12 protein-coding genes are annotated in these 21,089 nt (G+C 50.5%); 6 read left to right on the top strand and 6 right to left on the bottom strand.

The genetic code is table 11. From position 1 onward, the window contains the following. Positions 1-355: 355 nt before the first annotated feature. The 5 genes from AC1XUF_RS16300 to AC1XUF_RS16280 all read left to right on the top strand — a co-directional run bounded on the left by AC1XUF_RS16300 (position 356) and on the right by AC1XUF_RS16280 (position 7,714). Positions 356-3,493, top strand: coding sequence for a PVC-type heme-binding CxxCH protein (locus AC1XUF_RS16300; protein ID WP_483342883.1), 3,138 nt, complete (start codon positions 356-358; stop codon positions 3,491-3,493). A gap of 19 nt (positions 3,494-3,512) precedes the next feature. Further along, positions 3,513-4,748, top strand: coding sequence for a Tm-1-like ATP-binding domain-containing protein (locus tag AC1XUF_RS16295; protein WP_483342882.1), 1,236 nt, complete (start codon positions 3,513-3,515; stop codon positions 4,746-4,748). Positions 4,749-4,806: 58 nt separating this feature from the next. Further along, entirely contained in the window at positions 4,807-5,667 is an 861-nt protein-coding gene (locus tag AC1XUF_RS16290) for a phosphoenolpyruvate hydrolase family protein (protein ID WP_483342881.1), read from the top strand. Positions 5,668-5,781: 114 nt separating this feature from the next. After that, a complete protein-coding gene (locus AC1XUF_RS16285; protein ID WP_483342880.1) occupies positions 5,782-6,975 on the top strand; it encodes a hypothetical protein in 1,194 nt (397 codons plus the stop codon). Between the two features lie 127 nt (positions 6,976-7,102). Then, positions 7,103-7,714, top strand: a complete 612-nt coding sequence (locus AC1XUF_RS16280; RefSeq protein WP_483342879.1) for a hypothetical protein — start codon at positions 7,103-7,105, stop codon at positions 7,712-7,714. A 10-nt stretch (positions 7,715-7,724) separates the two neighbouring features. Here AC1XUF_RS16280 and AC1XUF_RS16275 read toward each other — a convergent pair whose 3' ends face one another. After that, positions 7,725-8,759: an SDR family NAD(P)-dependent oxidoreductase gene (locus AC1XUF_RS16275; RefSeq protein WP_483342878.1), complete on the bottom strand. Its 1,035-nt coding sequence runs from the start codon at positions 8,757-8,759 to the stop codon at positions 7,725-7,727. A 272-nt stretch (positions 8,760-9,031) separates the two neighbouring features. Here AC1XUF_RS16275 and AC1XUF_RS16270 point away from each other — a divergent pair, with 272 nt between their 5' ends. Next, the gene (locus AC1XUF_RS16270; RefSeq protein ID WP_483342877.1) at positions 9,032-11,764 is read left to right on the top strand and encodes a PQQ-dependent sugar dehydrogenase; all 2,733 of its coding nucleotides are present in this window, start codon (positions 9,032-9,034) and stop codon (positions 11,762-11,764) included. 3 nt (positions 11,765-11,767) lie between these two features. Here AC1XUF_RS16270 and AC1XUF_RS16265 read toward each other — a convergent pair whose 3' ends face one another. Genes AC1XUF_RS16265 through AC1XUF_RS16245 form a run of 5 tightly spaced genes read right to left on the bottom strand, consistent with a single transcriptional unit; the run spans position 11,768 to position 21,088 of the window. After that, positions 11,768-13,324, bottom strand: coding sequence for an ATP-binding protein (locus AC1XUF_RS16265; RefSeq protein ID WP_483342876.1), 1,557 nt, complete (start codon positions 13,322-13,324; stop codon positions 11,768-11,770). A gap of 39 nt (positions 13,325-13,363) precedes the next feature. Beyond that, the gene (locus AC1XUF_RS16260; RefSeq protein WP_483342875.1) at positions 13,364-14,122 is read right to left on the bottom strand and encodes a hypothetical protein; all 759 of its coding nucleotides are present in this window, start codon (positions 14,120-14,122) and stop codon (positions 13,364-13,366) included. A gap of 3 nt (positions 14,123-14,125) precedes the next feature. Continuing rightward, positions 14,126-17,773: a phage tail protein gene (locus tag AC1XUF_RS16255; protein ID WP_483342874.1), complete on the bottom strand. Its 3,648-nt coding sequence runs from the start codon at positions 17,771-17,773 to the stop codon at positions 14,126-14,128. Between the two features lie 14 nt (positions 17,774-17,787). Further along, positions 17,788-19,101 (bottom strand): contractile injection system tape measure protein, encoded by a 1,314-nt coding sequence (locus tag AC1XUF_RS16250; RefSeq protein ID WP_483342873.1) that lies wholly within the window; start codon positions 19,099-19,101, stop codon positions 17,788-17,790. A 31-nt stretch (positions 19,102-19,132) separates the two neighbouring features. Beyond that, positions 19,133-21,088, bottom strand: a complete 1,956-nt coding sequence (locus AC1XUF_RS16245) for a hypothetical protein (protein WP_483342872.1) — start codon at positions 21,086-21,088, stop codon at positions 19,133-19,135. Position 21,089 lies beyond the last annotated feature (1 nt).

Here is a 21,089-nt window from a genome sequence, read left to right as displayed (position 1 = left end):
ATTGAAATGCCCATCATCAATCAAACACGCTGTCTATAAAAAATACCGGGAACAATTACGCTGTTGAATTACGAAGGACTTGTAATTTTTCAGCAAACCGTTCCCGACCAGTGGACAGATAATATAAATAAACGTTGAGTAAAAATCCTTTATCCGATAAGATTGAATTAAGCAAAAAATGATATCCGTAAAAGTAAAACAAACACACGCTGCTGTCAATAGCTTAATTAAGCTATCCCCTATTTTTTTGAAACTTTAATAACCAAAACAGTAAGAAACCACAGGTACACAATTTTATAGATAATGCCCATCTCATCAAAAATCATTCTTACTGACTTATTAACTTCCGCGAAATATGAAGTTTAAAGCTTTCCTTTCTGCCATTGTATATGTGCTACATCTTCACATTTCTGAAAATTCCTTCGGCCAAAAAAATCTGACACAATCCGAAAGGACAAAAGTATACACCCCAGAAGAAGAACTCGCCGCCTTTAAGCTGGCTCCCGGATTTGTCATAGAACTTGTGGCCAGCGAAAGGGACAGTATCGTCAATCCCGTTGATCTCACGTTCGATGACGCGGGAAGGTTATGGACACAAACAGCCCGCATGTATCCGCTGGACCCTGTTGCAGACATCCAATGGGATGATCTGCTGCGCCTGATGGACGATCCGGCGGCTCAGAAAAACCATCCTAACTTTAAGCGCATCCTGGACCTGTATCAGGGCAAGACAAAGGGCACTGATAAAATTATCATCATATCCGACTTGTACGCAAAAAGCCCGGCTAAAACGACGATCTGGGCTGATGGTCTTACCATTCCCATGAGTGTCCTGCCTTATAAAGACGGCGCTTATGTGGCTCAGGGTTCCGAGCTTTTTTTTCTGAATGACCGGGACAAAGATGGCAAGGCCGATCAGCGCGACCCGTTACTGACCGGTTTTGGCTTTACAGATACCCACACCATGGCGCATACGCTGGTAAGGGCGCCGGGGGATTGGATCCATTTCAGCCATGGTGCATTGAACAAAGGGGAAGTATCCTCATTGAAAAGTGACGCAAAGCTCAAAATCGATTTCAGCAAGATTGCCCGCTTCTCGCTTGACGCAAAAAAAATAGAACTGGTAAGCGTGGGACTCAACAACATCTGGGGATTTCAGTTGCGGGGCAATGGGGAATGGTACGGTTCCGAAGCAAACGACCTGGGTTACGCTGTAACGCCAATGGATCCGGGAAGCGGGTTTCCAGGGATCGGGAACGAGCGTCTGAGGTATTATCAGCCTTTTGTCCCGGAGCTTCACGAATTCAGGGTTGGCGGAACGGGCATCTCCGGCACTGCATTCCCCGACGACGCTTCGGGTTCGTTTCCCGAGGAATACCGGAATGTAGCCTTTCTGGCAAACCCGATCACCAGCACCATCAACGCCGTGCAGATTGTCCATAACCCCGACGGCTCGGTTACCATGAAACACCTGCCCGACCTGCTTACTTCCGGAGATGACTGGTTCAGGCCTGTCAACATGGAATTCGGTCCCGATGGGTGCCTTTATATTGCCGACTGGTATAACAAGATCGTTTCGCACAACGAACTGCCCACTACCCACCCCGACCGTGACAAAACCCATGGCCGCATTTGGCGGATCAGACATATCAGTCAGCAGCCGAGGGCTATCCCAAACCTGTATACCACACCGACCGAGGATCTTGTGAGCCATCTCAAATCACCTTCTCTGTGGGAAAAACGGGCCGCCTGGCACCAGATCAGCGACAGGCCAGCAGCAGAAACGAAGCCATTGATACCACAACTGGCGGCCCTCGCTTCCGACGCCGGACAAGACCCCATTACAAGAATACATGCATTGTGGTCCCTGGAGGGCCTCAGATATTACGATGCAAGCCTGATCTCCGCATTGCTCAAATCGCCGGTCGCCGACGTCAGGCGTGAAGCAGTCCGCTCACTGAGCAGCTTTTCCATTAGCTCCGCAAAATTTGTGCAGGAACTGAAAAACCTGATGGAAGATCACAACCCTTCAATCCGTGCCCAGGTACTCCGTACATTGACCGAAACAGGCGGGGCCGACCAGGCGGTGATCGAGCTATTGGCTAAAGCATGCAAGCCGGAGCTAGGGGGCAACGCAATGGGGGGCAGTTACGAAAGGCAACAAGAGCGCTTTCTGGCCAGAAGGGCGCTGGAACAATATCAGCCTGAATTGCAGAAGTATATTGGATCTGCAGAAGCGAATGACGTCCCCGCCGTTAATATGCTCTGGGCAGTGCAGGCGCTGCCCGCTGATCAAAGGGATCCGGCATTTTTGAAATTCTGGCCCAAAGCAGCTATTTCTAAACTGGACGAATCCACCTTCATAGCCATCGCAGGAATGTTACGGAACAGGGATGTCAGGTCAGCGGTGAAACCGGTCATCGAAAATCCTGTCAACGCCAGAACTTATGTCGATTTTGCAATCCAAAATCAGTCACAGGTTCAGTCTCCCGAGCTTGCTGAACTTTTGAGTATTCCTGTAAATACGTTGCTGAAAAGCGGTTCGCAATCGGATAAAGACCTGGCTCTGGATGCCATCGGTCGCTTTCAAGTCAAGGGCTCTCGTGAAGCTGTTATTGCCTTGATCAACGACGAAACGCCCGAACCAACGATGCAATTGATAATTAAAGCATTGGATGCAAACCCGAAGGAAAACCAGGCCATTTTTGCAACAATCGTCCGGGATAGCCACCAAAGCTTCGAAATCCGGGCCGCGTCATTGAATAGCCTGTGCAAGGCGGACCCAGCCGTGGCACAGGGCTTGTTCAAAAAATGGTTGCCCGAGCTGACTCCCGGACAAAAAAATGAGCTGACCTCTGCTCTTTCATCTTCCGAACAAGGCTCTGCGCTGCTGTTACGGATGCACTCGGCAAAACTCCTCGACCTCGCCGCATTCGACCTTCCCGCTGCAGAACGTGTGGTTGATTCCAACAAGGACAACAAAAATGCCGCCTCTATTCTCGAAGGTGTTAAGAAACGCGACGAAGAAGTAAAAAGGGCCTTTAATGGAAAGCTGTCCCGGTATATGGCGATAGCATCCAAAAATAACGGCAGTCCGGAAGCTGGGAAACTGCTTTTTCAAACTTGTCTGGCATGTCATCAGGTGGCCAACAAGGGTCAGAACATCGCGCCCGCGCTGGATGGTTCGGCCAACCGCGAAAACGAAGCACTGCTTACCGCGATCCTCAATCCGGATGCTGCCGTAGAGTCTGGGTATGCTGTTTACCGCGTATTTAAAAAAGATGGCACCAGCGCGGAAGGATACCTGGTCAATAAAGATAACCAGGGCACAACACTCGCATTTATGGGAGGCGCCAAAGTATTTATCGAAGCCAGCGCTATCAAAAGCCAGGGATTTTTGGGCGGGCGCTCTTTCATGGTAAAGGGGTTGATAGACAACTATTCTGACAAACAGGTGGCCGATCTGCTCTCTTACATCAAAACCTTGAAATAAGCATCCCGAACCCAATCACATGTCTCCAAAAGAAAAGGGCATCCTGGTCATCGGCTGCTTTGATACGAAAGGCGAAATTTTCTCTTACCTGAGTGCATGTATTCTCGCAAGAAACGAGCGTATCATCGCCATCAATACAGGCGTATTTGGCTCGACAGATTCCTTTCAAGTCGATTTTGAGGCCGATACGGTTGCTGCCGAAGGGGGCGATAGCCTTGCCGGTTTAAGGCAAACCCGCGATCGGGGGAAAGCAATCGACGTCATGGGGCGGGGCGCTGCAAGGATTGTATCCAGACTGGTCGCCGACGATGAGATCAAGGGCGCGATCGGCATGGGCGGAGGAGGGGGCACTTATATTGCCCTGGCCGCCATGCAGAAAATCCCTTTTGGCATACCCAAGCTGTGCCTCACCACATTGGCTGCCAAAGACCTGTCAAGGCAAATCGGAAATAAAGACATTACGCTGATGCCCTCGGTCGTAGACGTTGCAGGGATGAACAGCATCCTGCGGCCGCTGGTTGAACAGGCTGCCGCTGCCATTTGTGCGATGTCAAAGGTGGAGGTACAAACCGCCCGAAACACTTCCGGTACCATTGCTATCAGCATGTTTGGCAACACCACGCCCTGTGTAGACAAATGCACCGCATTACTCAATAAGAGAGGTTACGAGGTACTCGCATTTCACGCCACGGGCGTCGGCGGAAAAACGATGGAGGCCCTTATCCGGGAAGGCGTTTTTGACGCTGTACTGGATGTGACGACCACGGAACTGGCTGATGAACTTTGTGGAGGGATTTGCAGTGCAGGCCCAGACAGATTAACGGCCGCCGCCGACATGGGCATCCTGCAAGTCGTAGTCCCGGGGTGCCTGGACATGGTGAATTTTGGGCACCCGGATACAATTCCAGCTCGATACAGGCATCGCGAATTGTACGGCTGGGCGCCCGACGTGACACTTATGCGGACCAATGAGGAGGAAAACATGATTTTGGGAAGACAACTGGCTGAAAAAATCAGCAGGGCTCTGGCCCCGGTTACGGTAGTATTGCCCTTACGCGGAATTTCCCAGGTTGACTCAGAGGGAGGCATATTTTACCACCCTGAAACAGACCGGGCACTGTTTGATGCGATCAAAGGCAATGCCGACGGTCCCGTGGAGGTGCTGGAAATCGACGCGCACATTAATGACACCCAGTTTGCAGAAATGCTTGTCAAAACACTGTTAGATTTACTTGCAAAGGAAGATATACCCTAATTTTGCGGCATATTAGTCCCGTTATCTACTCAATTCAACATATCGATCACAGAATATTATGCCAAATCAATGGACAGGTAAAGGAAACCCCTACACCAAGCAGGAAGTGCGTGAACGTCTGAAAGCTACATTAGACCAGGGAAAAGCCATTATCGCCGCCGGTGCCGGAACCGGAATCAGCGCCAAATTCATCGAAAAAGGAGGAGCAGACCTTATTATCATTTACAACTCGGGGCGGTTCAGGATGTCCGGGCATGGATCGACGGCAGGGCTGATGGCCTACGGCGATGCCAATGCGGTCGCGATGGAGATCGGGGAATTCGAGGTGCTGCCAGTGGTAGAAGAAGTACCGGTGATCTGTGGTGTGCACGGTTCCGATCCGCGCCGGAGAATGTGGCACCATTTGCTGAAGGTGAAGGAAATGGGTTTTTCCGGCGTCAATAACTTCCCTACACATTCAATTGTAGATGGTCATTTCAGGAGGGTTTTGGAAGAAACCGGGATGGGCTTCGAAAAGGAAGTTGAGATGATCCGGCTGGCCACGATGATGGACCTGTTCTCCATTGTGTATGTCGCCACCCCGGAAGAAGCCAGGCAGATGGCCGAAGTGGGCGCCGACGCCATCATAGCGCACGTGGGAACAACAGTCGGGGGGTCGATCGGAGTGGTAGACGCGACCGTCAGCATGGACCAGGCCATTGAGCAGACCCAGAAAATCGCCGACGCCGGCCGGGAAGTGAACCCTGATATATTTTTCCTCGCACACGGCGGACCCATCAACACGCCTGACGATGTACGCGAGATTCTTGCGAAAACCAATGTGCACGGCTTCGTGGGTGCATCATCCCTGGAACGCATGGGTGTTGAAAAATCGCTGACCGACCTGACGAGGGATTTCAAATCCATTACCTTGAAATAACCTATTGTGATCCGGCCATCACTATCTATTGAATGGCTGTTTCGGCTTACCCTTCGGTAACCGTCATCCCTAAAAGCGGGCCTATATTCGATTATGAAATGGAAGCCCGCTTTTATGAAATGGTCAACAGTAATCGCCGCCCTCTTCGGTTGCGGCCCTTCTTCCGAAAAAGTAACGGAGGGGAAAGTAACATCCGGTCCTTTTGAAATCCGCTGGGAAGTCGAAAGTAGCCGCTCGGGTCTCTGGTTCAATAACGGGGGCGATCCCGACGCCCGTAATCTCACCTCTTATTTCAGGGTTTATCACCATGGCAAGCAGGTGCTGATACCCACGAAGGACAAAACCGTCGACTTTTCTTGGCAAGCCCTATTTCTCAAAGATGCCCTGCAACCTGCGGTACTCGTCGGCACGCACAGCATGCACCTGGTTACCGAAGAAAATGGCCGGCCAAAAGTCACTCCGCTTGATTTGCAGGACGGAGATTTTGCCACTTTCCAGTGGCTGGATAGTGAGAACGGAAAGCCGGATACCATTCAGACGGTATACCTGGGTGACGATTCCGGAAGGAGCAGGTTCCTTTCGGGGGGCAGGTACCTGATGATCAACAAGCGGGTTATACTCGACATCCAAACATTAAAATCTTACCCTGTCGATGTCAACTCTTACGAGCGCGTAGCCGCATTGGACGATTACAATGCCTATAATTCCGGGGTATTGGCAATTTCACCAAACGGTACACAGCTTGTATTGATAGGGCAACGCAGCAGCAGGCAAAACACCCTTCTCTACGAATATGCACTTGTAGTAATCGATTTTAAAACCAATGCAGCTTATGCCGTTCCGTTCGATAAAACTGAAACGAGATTCCTTTCTGTCTGGGACGCCACTTCCGATTGGTTGGCTACTTATTTTGAATGGACGGAGGACGAGGCAGGTCGCGATCGGCTGGTGAGGAGAACACTAAAAAAATTGCCTTACTGGCAGGGACGCTACTCCAAAGATCCGCTCTCCGGAAAGGTTTCTTCCTATGAGCTCGTTCCTGTGAAAGAAGCAATGCTGGAAGCTTACTACGACTTCCTAACCAAACATTACGAGGTATCGGAGGTGAGCCGCAAAGACATGCCTGATTTCCGGACTAAAAGTATCCGCCTGAAAGCCAGCGGCACAGCCCTTTTCCTCTATTTCGAAGGTGATAAAAAAAGCCTGGGTATCAGTAGCGGAGATGGTGACCTGGAACGCTTTGGAAAGGCATTCGATGCAGAACTGGCCAAAGGGGCGTATCAGGAGCTATTCGACAAATTCGACTAAATCCCGCCATTATTTCATTTCATTTTCAGCTTTTTAGATCCTTTTTTCTGATCGGTGGGTCTCTGGCATGGTTTTAAAAATAACAGAAAACCGTGCAATAATTCCCGGGACCAATCACCTTCACAAAATGGGCGAAAAAAACTTCACAGGAACCATACCTGCTCAGCATGACGGCGCAGTCATCAATGCGGAAAGCGTAAAGCAATTACCTGACGAACAGGGGGCGATCATTTTGTACCAAACAGCCAGGAATCGCCTGCTGGACATCAACAACTGGAACCAGCTGGCGGCAAAGGTGATGAGCACATTTCAGCTCACTGACGAAAACGGCATTGATATCCAGGGCCCTGCGAAAGAAGGCTATTATTTCAAGATAGATATCGCCGGCCCGGGCACCGAAGCCGGGCAGGGTTACGACTGGGTTCGGGTTGAAGCAATCCAGACCTATGCTGCCGAAGGTATTGAAAGCATCGGTATGCGGGTAAGGCCAGCAGCAAATCCCGCCAGCAATGACCCGGACACCGCGCATTTTTATACGGAAGACTCTACAAGCACTTTTACCGTTACCAGGGAAAAGTCCAAAGTGACCGCGGCAGTCTATGACCGAAATATCAAAGTCAACACATCTCCGGATAACCTGATCGAACGCATACGCAATTCTGCAGTCGGGTTAGCGGGCAAAACCGCCTTTTCAAAAATACAGTGGGAATACCTGGCAGACTCGTGGGTGGAAATGTAGCAGCGGGTTATCATTCATTGTTCCTTGCTGCTGCCTCATCTGTAACGGAACCAACCAGTTGAGTCCTCTTTTCCGATTCAGTCTCAAAACCTTTTTTAGCCTCCTTGTTTTCACTTTTCGGGAAAAACCGGTCCGCGAACTGTGAAAGCGAGGTGATCGATCCAGGCATGATACCTTGCAGAGCCGTCACTATTTTGCCCGTCGCAGTCAGTACAATTTCGCTTTCCCCCGCCTCAATCGCCCCGATAATTTCCCGGGCAGCGGCGGCTGAATCCTGGGATAAAAACGGCAGCGAATCGGCAAGCTTGAACCATGCGTATTCACTTTCATGATTTCCTTTCACGGATACATTACGTGGACTTCCGGTACGCATCAGGTTAGGAATAACTGTGGTAACATGGATATTGTCTTTCTTCAGCTCCACAGCCATACCTTCCGACAAGCCAACCATTGCAAATTTGCTCACGCTGTAAGGCAGCATATGTGGCACGGCAATTTTTCCCCCGATCGAGCAAATGTTTGCAATGCGCCCCTCCCCTTGCTCTCTGAAATGACCTACCGCGGCCTTCATGGTATAAAGCGCCGACCATAAATTTGCGTCCATCACCAGCTGGTAATCGCCAACCTCCATCACGTTCTCCGGTCCGACGATCATCGTCCCCGCATTATTAATCAATACATCCAACCGACCGAAGCGTTTGATCACCTCTTCTACCACCCGGGTGGCCTCTGTGGCGTTGGTCAGGTCTGCACGGATAGCGAAAACATCTGCTTTTTCCAATGCCGGCTCATATTCCGCTTTTTCCAGCTGGTTTTCGGTCCTTGCACAAATGGCGACCTTTGCGCCGCGTGACACCAGAACCCTGGTCATTTCAAGACCCAGTCCCCTGGAACCGCCCGTTACCAGAACGACCTTATCCCGAAGGTTATAACGGGTCATTTTTGAATAAACTGCTTTGGCCAACGCCAAAAGTCCTATTCCTGCAGCAGCCATCACTACTGCGTTGGAATTCACTTTTGGAAAAATATCCAGGTTATTTTTCATAAAAAATAGGGGAATAAAGTTTGAGATTTTAACCTTCTGCCATCGGTTGCTCATGCTGTTCAGCTCGTAAAGGTTGTATAAAAAGCGTTCCGCAGATCCCCCAGCACCCAGGCGGCTTCTTCTAGGCCAATGCTCGGCTATTGGAACGGTAAGAGAATTGGGGTAACTTCGTCGGATTTACTACTACAAAGTGAGTCGCCGCAGCGGAAAAACCGTACTGAATTTCTTTATACACCGGACCAGATCGACGATTCAAAACTATCCCTAATCCTATGACCAAGTATTGCCAGACCGGCTCTCGTACCAGAACATTGTTCAAAACCTTATTGCTTTTCATTTTCTTTTATCCTTCAACCCGCTTAGCTGCTCAAACCAAAAAACCAGACGACAACCGGTTTACAAAAGTGGTACTTGCCCAGCGCCTGGAAGAACCCATTCAGTTTCAGATCCTGAAAGACGGCCGGGTTTTGTTTGTAGAAAGAAAAGGGAAACTGAAAGTTTACGACCCGAAGTCAGGCAACCTCGCGCTGATAGCAGAATTTGCCGTAAGTACGAAATACGTCAGCAAAACAGGCGAAGTGACGGAAGGCGAGGATGGTATGCAGGGCGTAATCCTGGATCCAGATTATGAGAAAAACCACTGGATTTACATTTATTATTCCATTGCCGGGGACGAAGCCAAGAACATTCTCGTCAGATATGAATGGCACGGACAAGCGTTACTGGAAAGCTCCAGAAAAGTAGTCCTGGAAGTGGCAGTCCAAAGAGAAGAATGTTGCCACGTAGGCGGCGGGATGGTTTTTGATCGGGATAAGAACCTCTACCTGACTACCGGCGACAACACTTTTTCACGTGCATCCGACGGTTTCTCGCCATTGGACACCCGCTCCGGAGAATCCGCACGCGACGCTCAGAAATCATCGCCGAACACCAACGACTTACGGGGGAAAATCCTGCGCATCCATCCCGAAGCGGATGGCTCATATACCATTCCAAAGGGCAACCTGTTCCCTCCTGGCACGGCCAATACCCGGCCGGAAATCTACACGATGGGCAATCGCAACCCCTGGAGACCCACCATCGACTCAAAGACGGGCTGGCTCTATTGGGGGGAAGTTGGCCCCGACGGTTCCACAGATGATATCGAAAAAAGGGGACCTCAATCCTACGATGAATTCAACCGCGCCAAAGGGCCGGGTTTTTACGGCTGGCCCTATTTCGTCGCCGACAATAAGGCGTATGTGGAATACGATTTTGCTACCAAAGTTTCGGGCAAGCCCTTTAATCCAGAACATCCCGTTAACAATTCGCCCAATAATACGGGGTTGAAAGAACTGCCCGAAGCGGTGCCTGCTTTTATCTGGTATTCCAAGGGCCAGAGCCAGGAATTTCCCCTGATGGAAAGCGGAGGTAACAGCGCAGTAGGCGGACCTGTGTTCCACCAGGATGATTTTAAAGGCGCCAAACGCACATTCCCGGGCTACTATGAAGGAAAATGGTTTATTACCGATTGGGTAAGAGGCTGGCTTAATGTGGTGGAGATGGATGAACAAGGCGATTACAAAGCAATGGAAACGTTTCTGCCGGATCTGAAACTGAAAGGCCCGATCGATATGAAGTTTGGACCCGAAGGTGACCTCTATGTGCTGGAATATGGGAACGGTTATTTCAAAGACAATCCCGAAGCGGAACTGATACGTATTGAATACAATGGCGGCAACCGCAGACCCCAGGTGGAAGCGACGGCCAGTAAAACTGCCGGTGCGCTTCCCCTGCAGGTAGCCCTGTCGTCCGATGGCACTAAAGATTTCGACGAAGGCGACGCCTTGCAATACGACTGGACCATCACCAGAAATGGCGCAGCATTCAAAACGCTGAAAGAAGCTAACCCGACCATCACATTTACTACACCGGGCACTTACAAGGCCACTTTGACCGTGACAGATCGATCCGGGGAGAAAAACGCCAAATCTGTGGAAATAAAGGCTGGCAACGAACCGCCGGCTGTAAAGTTTAACATCACAAAAGGAAATTCCAGCTTCTTTTTCCCCGGAAAATCCATTGATTATGAGGTAACCGTAAACGATAGAGAAGACGGCAGCCTGGCCAACAGGAAAATCCTGCCGTCGCAAGTTTCCGTCAGCACCAATTACCTGTCCGAAGGTTTTAATTTAACCAAAATAGCACAAAAGCAGCTGAGCGTGGATGCTTCCGCCCAGTATGCTACCGCTATTTCAGTGATCAATAAAAGCGACTGCAAAGCCTGTCATGCGATCAAAGAAAAAGTACTTGGCCCTTCATTCACGGATGTTTCCCTAAAATACAAGGGCGACCCTTCGGCGATTGGCGGTTTGTCTAAAAAAATCCTGACCGGCGGCTCCGGAGTATGGGGCGACGCGTTCATGCCTGCCCATCCAACCATGGCCGAAAGTGATGTAAAATCGATCGTGAAATACATTATGAGCTTGTCGGACGCACCAAAACCCGCCAAAACGCTCGCGGTCAAAGGCAGTTACGTCACAGCGATTCCTAAAGGTGAAAACACAGAGGGCAGTTTCATTTTCCGTGCTGCCTATACCGACCGGGGCGCTAAAACAGCTGCTTCTCAAACAGCGGAGATGACTGTGGTGTTGCGCAGCCCCATCGTGCCGGTCTCCTACGCCGATGCCACCAAAGACCTCCTTTTTTCAGACGATAGTACCACAGCTGCGGTAGCCACTCCCGGTGCTTATTTCAGGTTGAAGGATACCGACTTAACCGGTATCAGGCAAATTGAAATCCTGCGCGTTGCTGGAAGGAATGCAGCAACTTCCCCTTCCGGAACCATTGAGGCGCATATTGGGTCCCCGGAAGGTAAACTCGTCGGAAAGTTTTCGGGAGAATACGGCAGCAGGATCCTGATGAATATTGGTCCCGGAGCCCAGAGCGGCGTGAAAGATATTTATTTCGTTTTGACGGGGGCACCAATGCGTCTCCGGGGTGTCCGGTTTAGTGAAGGGGAATAGGCATCACATCGTCTTGCTCTCCTTTGCGTATTCCTTCCGGATCTCCTGCAAAAGCATACTCTTATTCAAAGGCTGCCCGGCGGAGAAGGATTGGATGCTGGCTAGCTGAACTATGTTCAGAATGGCTGCCCCGGTGAGCTCGAAGTTCCTGGCCAGTTCTTCCAGGGAAATGTCGGGCGCGATCTGAATGGTCGATGGAAAAGTTTGCTGCCATAACAGCAGCCGCTCGCCCGCATTGGGCACCGGAAAGTTGATCATACATTGAAAGCGTCTTGTAAAGGCCTGATCCATATTGTTTCTGAAATTAGAAGCCAGGATGATCAGGCCATTGTAATCTTCGATGCGCTGAAGCAAATAGGAAACTTCCTGGTTGGCATACCGGTCGTTGGATGAGCTGACGGACGTCCTTTTCCCGAAAAGCGCGTCTGCTTCGTCGAAAAACAGGATCCAGTTCTTATTTTCGGCCACCTCAAAAAGTGTCTGCAGGTTTTTTTCCGTCTCGCCAATGTATTTGGATACGATCAGGGACAGGTCGACACGGTATACATCCTTTTCCAAACGCTTGCCAAGCAGGGTAGCAGCCAAGGTTTTCCCGGTTCCCGGATTTCCGTAAAACAATGCCCTGTACCCCGGTTTCAGGCGTGCACTTAAAGCAGGATCTTTCAATAATCGGGTGTTAAATTTCAACCAGTTATAGATCTGGTCCAGCTCCGCCCGTACACTTTCCGAAACCACCAAGTCTTCCCATTTCATGGTAGTTTCAATGAATTTTGCCGGAAAATTGGGACCAAAGGCCGGCCTCCATTCCTCTCCTGTTGTGAAGAGTTCCAGATAATCCCTTGAAATTGTGAGGCGTCCGCCCATATCCGGCTCCCCTTCCCTGGGCTCTTCCAGAGTGACCACGTGTTCTGCGATCAATGGATTTTCTTTGGAAAAGAGCCTTTCCATCAGGTGCAGACGGTAAGCAGTATCTTTCCCTGCCAGCAGAAACAGGACTGTCTCGCCTGTCGGCATCATACCGCCCGACTGCTCGGCTTTCACACCGCCTATCTCTGCAAAATGGCCGTCTTTGGTTAAGTATTTTGAAATTTTATTTTCAAAAAAATAAGGCTGGATGTGCGGCGAAATAGCCACCATCAACATCATATACTCTTCTTTGGTCAGGTGATGCTTTTCCGTAAAATTATAAACCGGCGACCCGTCCGAATAGAACTTCAATTCCGGGAAACTGAAATCCCTGTTCTCAAAATGCGCGTTCAACCTCGATTCCGTGACCTGTGACAAGTATTCCATGGAAAGCAACAGGTTGGGGTAGTTGCTTTTGGGCTTGTATTGAAGCGGTTCGGTAACGGGTGCTTTTGCAACCTCCTGTTCAGGCTCATAAGCGGGCTCATGAGCGGTTTCGACGTCGATCTCCATATGCTCTTCCATAGTAGGTTCCGTTTCGGGCTCCGGCGTGGTATGGGTGGCCTGGGGCAGTAGTTTTTGTTCCGCTGCAGCTTCCAGCGCCCGTTGGTTTTCGAATATCCTGCTTAGCCAATTGAAAAAGCCCGATGCCATTTTGTTTAGATTTTAAGTTTTGATTGTTGTGCTACGCCGTCAACGTCGTCCACCAAGTATCTGCGAAACGTCAAATGTCAATATGAAACCTGTAATGTTGTCTTCCGAGCGGAGGAACGTTACGGAAGCCGGAGTTCCAAAGATTGGAAAAGGCATACTGGTAATAAGCTCCACCATAGACTGTCCTAAGGATGGATCTGTTGTAATCGCACTCCTAAGGCCACTCAAAGCTATTCTTCCAGTAAAAGTGAATATGGTCAAACGCTCTTCCTCAGTCAACTTGTCCCATTTACTGGTTATGTGACTTAATACATACTCTCGAAATTGTACGATTTGTTCAACGCGCAGAAAAGTTCCCACCAGGTTTTCAAGTGTAGCTTGCGTCAACTCGCCTGACTCGGCTGTAGGCGAGGCAGCCACTTGTGATACCAATGTAGTACCCGATAGCGTTCTGGTTGCCGCAACCCGGCCTGACATGGAGGATAATCCCCTTATGGTCCTGGCCTGGTTCGCATACAAGGAACTTATCAGGGATCTTAGAAAATTCGAGGGATCCAGCCATTGCTCAATCATAATCCGGATAGCCTCCGAATCAATATGAAGCATTCCCAAGCCGAGGTTAGGCCGATCCGACAGCGAAGGCAACCTTGCGGCCAACGGTCTTTGGATTAGACGGAAGTCATCGCCACCTTTTGCCTGAGGCGAAGGCAGTTTTGCGCCGACGGCAGGCTGCGCTTTAAACACCGGCTTGCTGCCAGGTGCTTTGGATAACATGCTCTCTGCGAATGCGTTTCCCATGGCTTATTTCGTTAGTTCATCGAGGTTCTGGCTTTGCAGCTGGTTTTCCCCGCTGGTTATATTTTGTTTGATCGTACGCTTGAGCTCGGTTTTTTCCTTTTTTTCAATCTGCAAAGCTTCAATATCCGCGAAGTTCGCTTCTTTGCCGATTACGTTGCGCATTTCCCTTACATCCTCGTTTAATGCAGGTTTGATGGCGCCATCAATCACCGCCTGCCTCTGCTTCATTTTCCTCGACTCAACATTGTCATCGCTCTTGAAAGTAAGTGCCTGAATTGCTTTTGTAGCAGCATTCCGAAAGGCCGTTAAGGTGGTATTACTTTTTCCTCCGAAGGTTCTCCCCGCTATGTGCCGTTTGCTATACAGATTGATGGCGTACCCCGTCTTGGCGCGGCCTGCTGCCCTTTGGGCCATTTTACCATTTTTCTCAAAGAAATTCATCTTTGAAGCTTCTTCGAAAATAGCCGCCTGGGGCTGGTGGTCGGCAGTGAGTTCGTCACCGGCCGGCTTCGGCATAGATCCGTATGTACCTGCCAGCCCCTCCAGCCGGTAAGATTCTATGAGCTTCCCTACATTTCTGTCGCCAGCCAGAAGGGTCTGTAACATTCCCGAAAGTTTGACGTTCAGAACCAAAAGTTCCTGCTGAATGGCAGTCTTCTTGGTTTCGTCCGACTGCTTATTCAAAGAAGTTATTTTTGTAGAAATTTCTTTATTCACAAAGCTTCTGATAGAAGCGATTAATTTACCCTTGTCTGATTTTGCATCTACACCATACTCGTTAGCGTAAAAGGTCAGAAACGCTTCGATATTCTTTGGGTCGCTCGCTACCATCACCACAGCGGAATTTCCCGACTTTTGGAAATAGACCGAATGTGACGCTCCTTTTGCGTCGACAAATTTGGATTTTACTCCAAAGAAGTTCAGCACTTTTGCCGCAGCTTGTTTCCCTTTCTCCTTCACAAATGCCTTCCCTTTATCAATGCCGCCCTTCACCTTCCGTACCAGCTTATCAATGCCGATCTTCTTGGCGAATGCAATGGCCTTATCCAGGATCCAGTCAATGGCTTTGTTAATCGGCGCTTGGATCTTTTTGATGATCTCCATGACTTTTTCCGACAATCCGCCCAGTCCGAGTAAGGAGGCCAGAAATCCAATTGCTACCGGAACGGCTTTGGCCAGTGAATCTTCCACCCGTTTGGCTGCATTGCCCAGTTTCCCGGCAACAATTTCGGCAATGGAATCCAGCACGCTGTTGACCAGCTCCATGATCTGTTTTCCGCGTTCGATAAAGAACTTAATGATATCGTAAATCGCTTTGCAGGCTTTTATGAATGCGCCTACCGGATTGAGCAGCCCAATAATCCAGGCAATACCCGCCATGATGACCTTTTCTTTGAGAAAATTCAGGACGGCGTCGATCACCATTTCTTTCAGGTTGTTCATTTTCTCCTTGATCAACCGCCATACCCCTCCTATTCCTTCCTTGATGATCACCATGAATACATCAAAAGTGGTTTCCATAGCTTTCACGACCGGTTCGCCGATTTTCCTGACGGCACGGTCCCGGATATTCGCCCAGGTAAGTCCCAGAATGGATGCCACAAATTTGAAGATGCTGAGCAGGTCCCAGTTTTTCGGAATTTCGATCCCTGGTGGAAGCGAACCCAACAGCCAGGCAAAAAATCCTTGTTTCAGGTGTGTCCAGATATTTTTGGTAAACTGGCTCAGCCCCATTTTGACTGCGGCGATCAGGTTTCCGACGAAGCGCATCGGATCCTTGATAATGCTCGTGATCACTGCTTTCGCCTTCGCCAGGACGCCCAAAAGCATCTCTTTCAATTCCGCAATGGCTTTGATCACACCTCTGACCGCTGCTGCTGCCCGCTCGATCCAGCCCATATTCTCTTCCTTGATCTTCTCGAAAATATCGTTGAGCTGGGTGACCCCTTCTACGTACTTTTTAGCAAGAGAATCTGCCAAGGCTCCCTGTTTTTCGTTGACCTTTGTTTCGAGGCTATCGAATCTGCTGTCGATATCTCCCTTTATTTCATCCGCTATTTTCTTTTCCTCCGGACCCATTTTGGCGATTTCGCTGGTCACCTTGTCACGACCCGACTGAATGGTCCGCATGGCCGCATTGAGTCCCTGCTCCACCGTGGTCGCAATGTCATTGATCGTCGTCCTGAGTTCCGATTCGAACCTCGCTTTCTCGGCGTCGAAAATGTCCTGCTTGCTGTCACTTCCTGTAAAAAAATCCGAGATGGCATCCCCGATTCCGAGGTCTTTGATCCTGACATCTACGTTGTGTTTGAAATTTTTGGTTGCCCTCGCCAGGTCGTTTATAAAGCGGGTCGTAACCGCCGTTTCTAGGTCCGCGAGCTGCTTGTCGACGCTGGTTTTGGTATCGTTATAGATATCTTCGAGCCGCTTCCTGATCTGCTCGCGCAGCAATTCATTCTTCGATTTGACAGCGACTTTATTTTTGTCAACTCCGGTAAACTGACCTGCCCTTAAACCATTGATTCCTTTCAATTGGCCGGTAATGCTGCCTTCTGCTTCTGATTTCTGGCCTTCGAGGGTCGGTGTTTCTTCTTTGCGATAATTGTCGGGGGCCTTTCTGGCGTTTTCCTGGGCCGTGTTTTTCGTTTCATTGGCCGCCTGAAAGCTGGGTTCATTGGATTTCTCTAGCTGCGCAGGCGTCACTTCATTTTCCTGCATCTGCGAATCCAGTGAAGACGCCTCTTTCTGCATGGAAATTTCGTCGTCCGTTTTGCGCTTTGGGGCGGCTTGCTGCGGACTGTCCACGACAGGAGCGCCACCGGGCTTTTCAGCCTCCAACGGCTTATGCTCGGGCGATTGTACTGCACTGGCGTCCGGCGCTTTTTGTGAAGCCTCGGCGATCGGCTGGGTCGCGTCATTTTTGGCGCCTTTTACGCCATCCGTTACCTGACCTTTCAATGCTTTTATTTCAGCAGGTTCATTCGGTTCTTTAGTATTCCCGAATTTCTGCATTTCATTTTTGCTCTTCGGCAGCGCATCCTTGATCTGCTGGTCGAACTGGCGGAGAAACTGCTCCCGGTCAAATAGCTTGGGTTTGACCTTCACCTGGTTCATATCCTTCACCAGGCCTCCTTTTGCATGCGCGATTTTCTCGCCGGCTGGTGCTACCGCACCCATTTTTCCTTGCCGGAGTTTGTTTTCGGTTTTGTCGTGCTTTTTCTGGGAGAGTGCTTGTTGTTTTGCATGGTCGCTCACGGTTTTGAACGCCGGATCGTCCGCGGGCCTCTGCGGAGATTTTGGAACAGACGCATCGGTCGCTTTCTTTGCGCGGATAGGTTCATGAAGAGTCGAACCACCTGGGACGGCACCTCGATCCCCACCTTTTTGGCGGATTGTTTCGGGCAGGGCTGTCTTCTTCCCGGCCAGTGCAACCGGCTGAGCGGGCGCTGTTTTACGGCTGCCGCCAAAATCGGATAGGGATTTAACCGGAAAAGGTGCACGCATGGGGCGGTCGGTCATTGCGTCGGCAGGCTGGCCCGGCCTATCAACAGGATTACCCGCTTTGCGCAGCGGCGGAGCATGAAAAAGCGGCCGGGGCATGATCGCTTTCGCCGGTTGCTTTTCTGCCGTTAATGTCGCTTTACTGGACATACCTTGTGGTTATTTTACCATTTCACATAGAGCGTATCCTGCATCCAGGGCAGTTTGGTGACCCGAAAACCCCAGGGCATGCGGTCAATCAGATCATCCTGTGCCTGGCGTTCAACTACGCGCAGCACCCAGCCCGGCCCTGCCTCGCCGTCTTCGCGGAAAGCGAGGGTACCGTTTCGATGCAGGAACATGGCCCGCAGGTTGTTCGGGGACATGGATTTCAATACTTCCCAGAACCCAATTATTTCTACCAGAAGCCGCTCAGTCACATCCATTTGCTCCTGGGTAAGCACGATGTGGTCAGGGATCAACGTCCCTAGCGGCAGGCCGCACAAAATTTTAGGGAGTGTCCAGTCGTTCGCGCTGCTTTTGGGTGCCGCGGCCCCATGTGCCAGATAGCTCAACAGCAATACAGCCTGGTACGGATTTTCCTTATCCAGCCAGTTTCGGTTTTCAATCCATCCCAAACTTCCGAACAGCTGGGGCAGGTAAGGCGCCAGCAAGACCAATCCGGCACTTTCAATGTGGTATTCGATTTTCGGGCTTTTCTCTTCGAGTAAGGCTGTTTCCTCCTGGACGTCAGGCACCCCGTTTTCCCCCATCAACATCTGGTTGCAAACTGCGGCAAACGCCGACCGGTCTTTAAGGCCGGTATGTTCTTTATTTTGCAAAAAATACAGCCATACGTTTTCTTCCGACGCCAGCAGTTCAGGCGACATCATACCCGGGCTCTGGCTGTTTTCAGTCCAGAAATCCCGGATCCAGCTTTCAGTGATCGAAGCATTGAAATGCACGCTGAAGAATTTAGCCAGGATCCGCCTCACAGGCAGTAATCCCAAATGCCGGATCAGCCTGGAAAGAATTTGCGGCGAGGTTTTCGTTTGGTTCGCGAATTCCGTCCAGAAAACAAAGTCGGTATTGGCCGGTTGCTCTTCCAGAAACCGGCGAACCTGCATGATCTTTTCACCTGACAGATTGGAAGGATAAAAGCCGTTCTTCAAAAAGAACATAGCCATCTGGAACACGTATTGCTCCCGGTGTTGCCCGACGGCATCTTTTGGAAAAGAAGTCGAGTCCAGTATCCCGTTTAACAGTTTTTCGATCAGGCTCCTTTGAAACGAATGCTCATCAACTGCCTCGACGTCAATTTCCAACCGGGGTATTGTCAGTACGATATTGTCCGGGACCAGGCTGTCCAGCTTTTCTGCCAGCATGCCTCGCAGTGCATCTGTCCGGCACCATCGGGACACTTCGTTCCCGCGCTCGCGGGCAAACGATTTGTTTATCGCGTTGATCTCCACAGTGAGACGTTGGATCGTATGGTTCATGGTTTCGGATTATGCATGTCGGACAATGTATTTACGCTGGAATGTCAATCACAAACGGACCTGCGTGCGGTATCGTAAAATCGGCCACGATCGTAAATTGCCCTACCTCGGGAAGGGTATCGCTCTTACACTCGCTCAGATCAATCTGTTCGCTGTCGGCCTGATCCACGTACACCATGACAAGGGTTTGGCCCTGTTCGATACCGGCCGTGTGTTCCAGGCCTACCTTGGATTGTTGGGCTGAGGGAAAACCCTTGGCCAGGCCCGATCCATCGGGGTAATTCTTTGTTTTCAGGCCACGGAGGCACGAAACAGGCACGAATAGGATGTTGGCGGTCAGATTATAACGGTCGATAGCAGTTGCCCAGTCCGGCGAAATCTTCTTGGGGTCGGCCTCACCGTTGATAGTCATCACTTTGCCGATATGACCCTCCGCGCGCAGGAATGGCTCGTTTCTGAGATTGAACGCCAGCGGGAACAGGGTATCCCGGTTATGGGTGTAGGAATCGCTGCCGCCGTGTCCATTGTAGGACCTGACCCGGCTGGTTTGCCCCATTTGGGTGAGCCGGTAGTTCCAATAGCGGTGCAATGAATACGGGCTGTCGGCATCCAGCGGGTAATAGTAAGGGATCGCCTGCCTGCCCAATTCGGCATCTGGCGTCTGCCCCGGTGTGAATTTCAATGCCATGTCTGTCAGGCCGGTGTCGCCCTTCTCAAAGTAATTGGTAGAATCTTCAAACTCCCTGGCCGGCGCGATGTAATGGCCCGCCACAAGCACTTTCTCGTCCAGTTTGAGTTGCGGGAGATCAAAAGTCCAGATCATCATCATCATTCTCCAGTGCAGGAACCGGATCTCGTTCCAGTCTTCCGAAGCGTCCCCATTGCTCATGGCGGGCTCGAAATAGTCCCTGAAATTGACGGGCGTGTAACTGGATCTTCCGCCCAGGACAGGCCCTAACCGGACTAAGGTGTAAGGCAGTTTTTCCCTGTCTTTTGCCGGGTGAACGCAAAAACAGGAGGCCTTGAATGCGGAAAGTTGCACACTCAGTTCATCATATGCCTTAACCAGGTCTGTGAGCCAGTCGTAGAAATACTGGACGTAAAACAAGTGCTCGCCTTCTTTCAAAAATACTTGCCATTTCTGGATTAAAATGGTACGGTATTGTGTCCAGTAACCGCGGCCTTTGTGCGAAAGCCGGTCGCCGTACAATTCGTGCAGCTTTTCGAGCACTGTACAGAACCTTGGGATAAGATCGTCGAGAATCGCCTTGTATTCGAAGAAAATGTCACGGAAGAGCCTCACCTTTTCGAAAGGATCGGCGAGGTTATCCGTGCCGAACGGCTGCCCGGGATCGGCTACCGCCAGCGTTTTATACCCAAATCTGGGGATGAAAATCTTTTGCAGCTGCAGGTGCGGGTGGAGCGCGTGGGCAATGACCTCGTTGGAAAAGACCGGCTTGTTCTGATGGGGTCGCCTGAAAATACCGTTCCGGTTTTCGATGACATCGTTCCTCGACAGCTCCTTTACTTTCGCCAGCAATTCCGCATCCTTTTCAACCAAAACCGAGGGGCTTACCAGCAGAACATAACGCTGACCGGGCATATCATCGGGGATCAGGATGACCGCAATTTTATCATCGAGCAAGTTGCGGGTCGGCAGGTCTCTCGGATTTTGCTGTTTAAGTGAATCCATGGTTTTAGGGTTGTATTCGCCTTTGGGGACCAGTTCCATCACCAGCCGGTTGGCCCTGTCCTTGTCGCTCCAGCTATGCGGAAAGTACTTCTGAACGGCCTGGCCCGGCACTTTGAGGTAATAACTGAAGCATTCTCCGGGCAGGGCGATAACGGTACCGTCCTGGGTTACCACAGTGCCGCCGCCCAGCTCAATATCACAGTTGGGATTGACCTGTACCGTGAGCCCGCAAACAATACCGTGCCCATAGAGACATACATCGACGCTCTGTTTCTTTTCAGTTGGTGCGGTCATT

The sequence above is a fragment of the Dyadobacter sp. HNCC25DJ185 genome (assembly GCF_056895195.1).
The sequence above is the reverse complement of the archived record's forward strand: the minus strand, read 5'-3'. Positions and strand labels throughout refer to the sequence as shown.

Coding starts and splice junctions, on each gene's coding strand:
- AC1XUF_RS16250 (WP_483342873.1), bottom strand. CDS start 19,101: ATGAACCATACGATCCAACGTCTCACTGTGGAGATCAACGCGATAAAC.
- AC1XUF_RS16295 (WP_483342882.1), top strand. CDS start 3,513: ATGTCTCCAAAAGAAAAGGGCATCCTGGTCATCGGCTGCTTTGATACG.
- AC1XUF_RS16255 (WP_483342874.1), bottom strand. CDS start 17,773: ATGTCCAGTAAAGCGACATTAACGGCAGAAAAGCAACCGGCGAAAGCG.
- AC1XUF_RS16260 (WP_483342875.1), bottom strand. CDS start 14,122: ATGGGAAACGCATTCGCAGAGAGCATGTTATCCAAAGCACCTGGCAGC.
- AC1XUF_RS16290 (WP_483342881.1), top strand. CDS start 4,807: ATGCCAAATCAATGGACAGGTAAAGGAAACCCCTACACCAAGCAGGAA.
- AC1XUF_RS16265 (WP_483342876.1), bottom strand. CDS start 13,324: ATGGCATCGGGCTTTTTCAATTGGCTAAGCAGGATATTCGAAAACCAA.
- AC1XUF_RS16300 (WP_483342883.1), top strand. CDS start 356: ATGAAGTTTAAAGCTTTCCTTTCTGCCATTGTATATGTGCTACATCTT.
- AC1XUF_RS16285 (WP_483342880.1), top strand. CDS start 5,782: ATGAAATGGTCAACAGTAATCGCCGCCCTCTTCGGTTGCGGCCCTTCT.
- AC1XUF_RS16275 (WP_483342878.1), bottom strand. CDS start 8,759: ATGAAAAATAACCTGGATATTTTTCCAAAAGTGAATTCCAACGCAGTA.
- AC1XUF_RS16280 (WP_483342879.1), top strand. CDS start 7,103: ATGGGCGAAAAAAACTTCACAGGAACCATACCTGCTCAGCATGACGGC.
- AC1XUF_RS16270 (WP_483342877.1), top strand. CDS start 9,032: ATGACCAAGTATTGCCAGACCGGCTCTCGTACCAGAACATTGTTCAAA.
- AC1XUF_RS16245 (WP_483342872.1), bottom strand. CDS start 21,088: ATGACCGCACCAACTGAAAAGAAACAGAGCGTCGATGTATGTCTCTAT.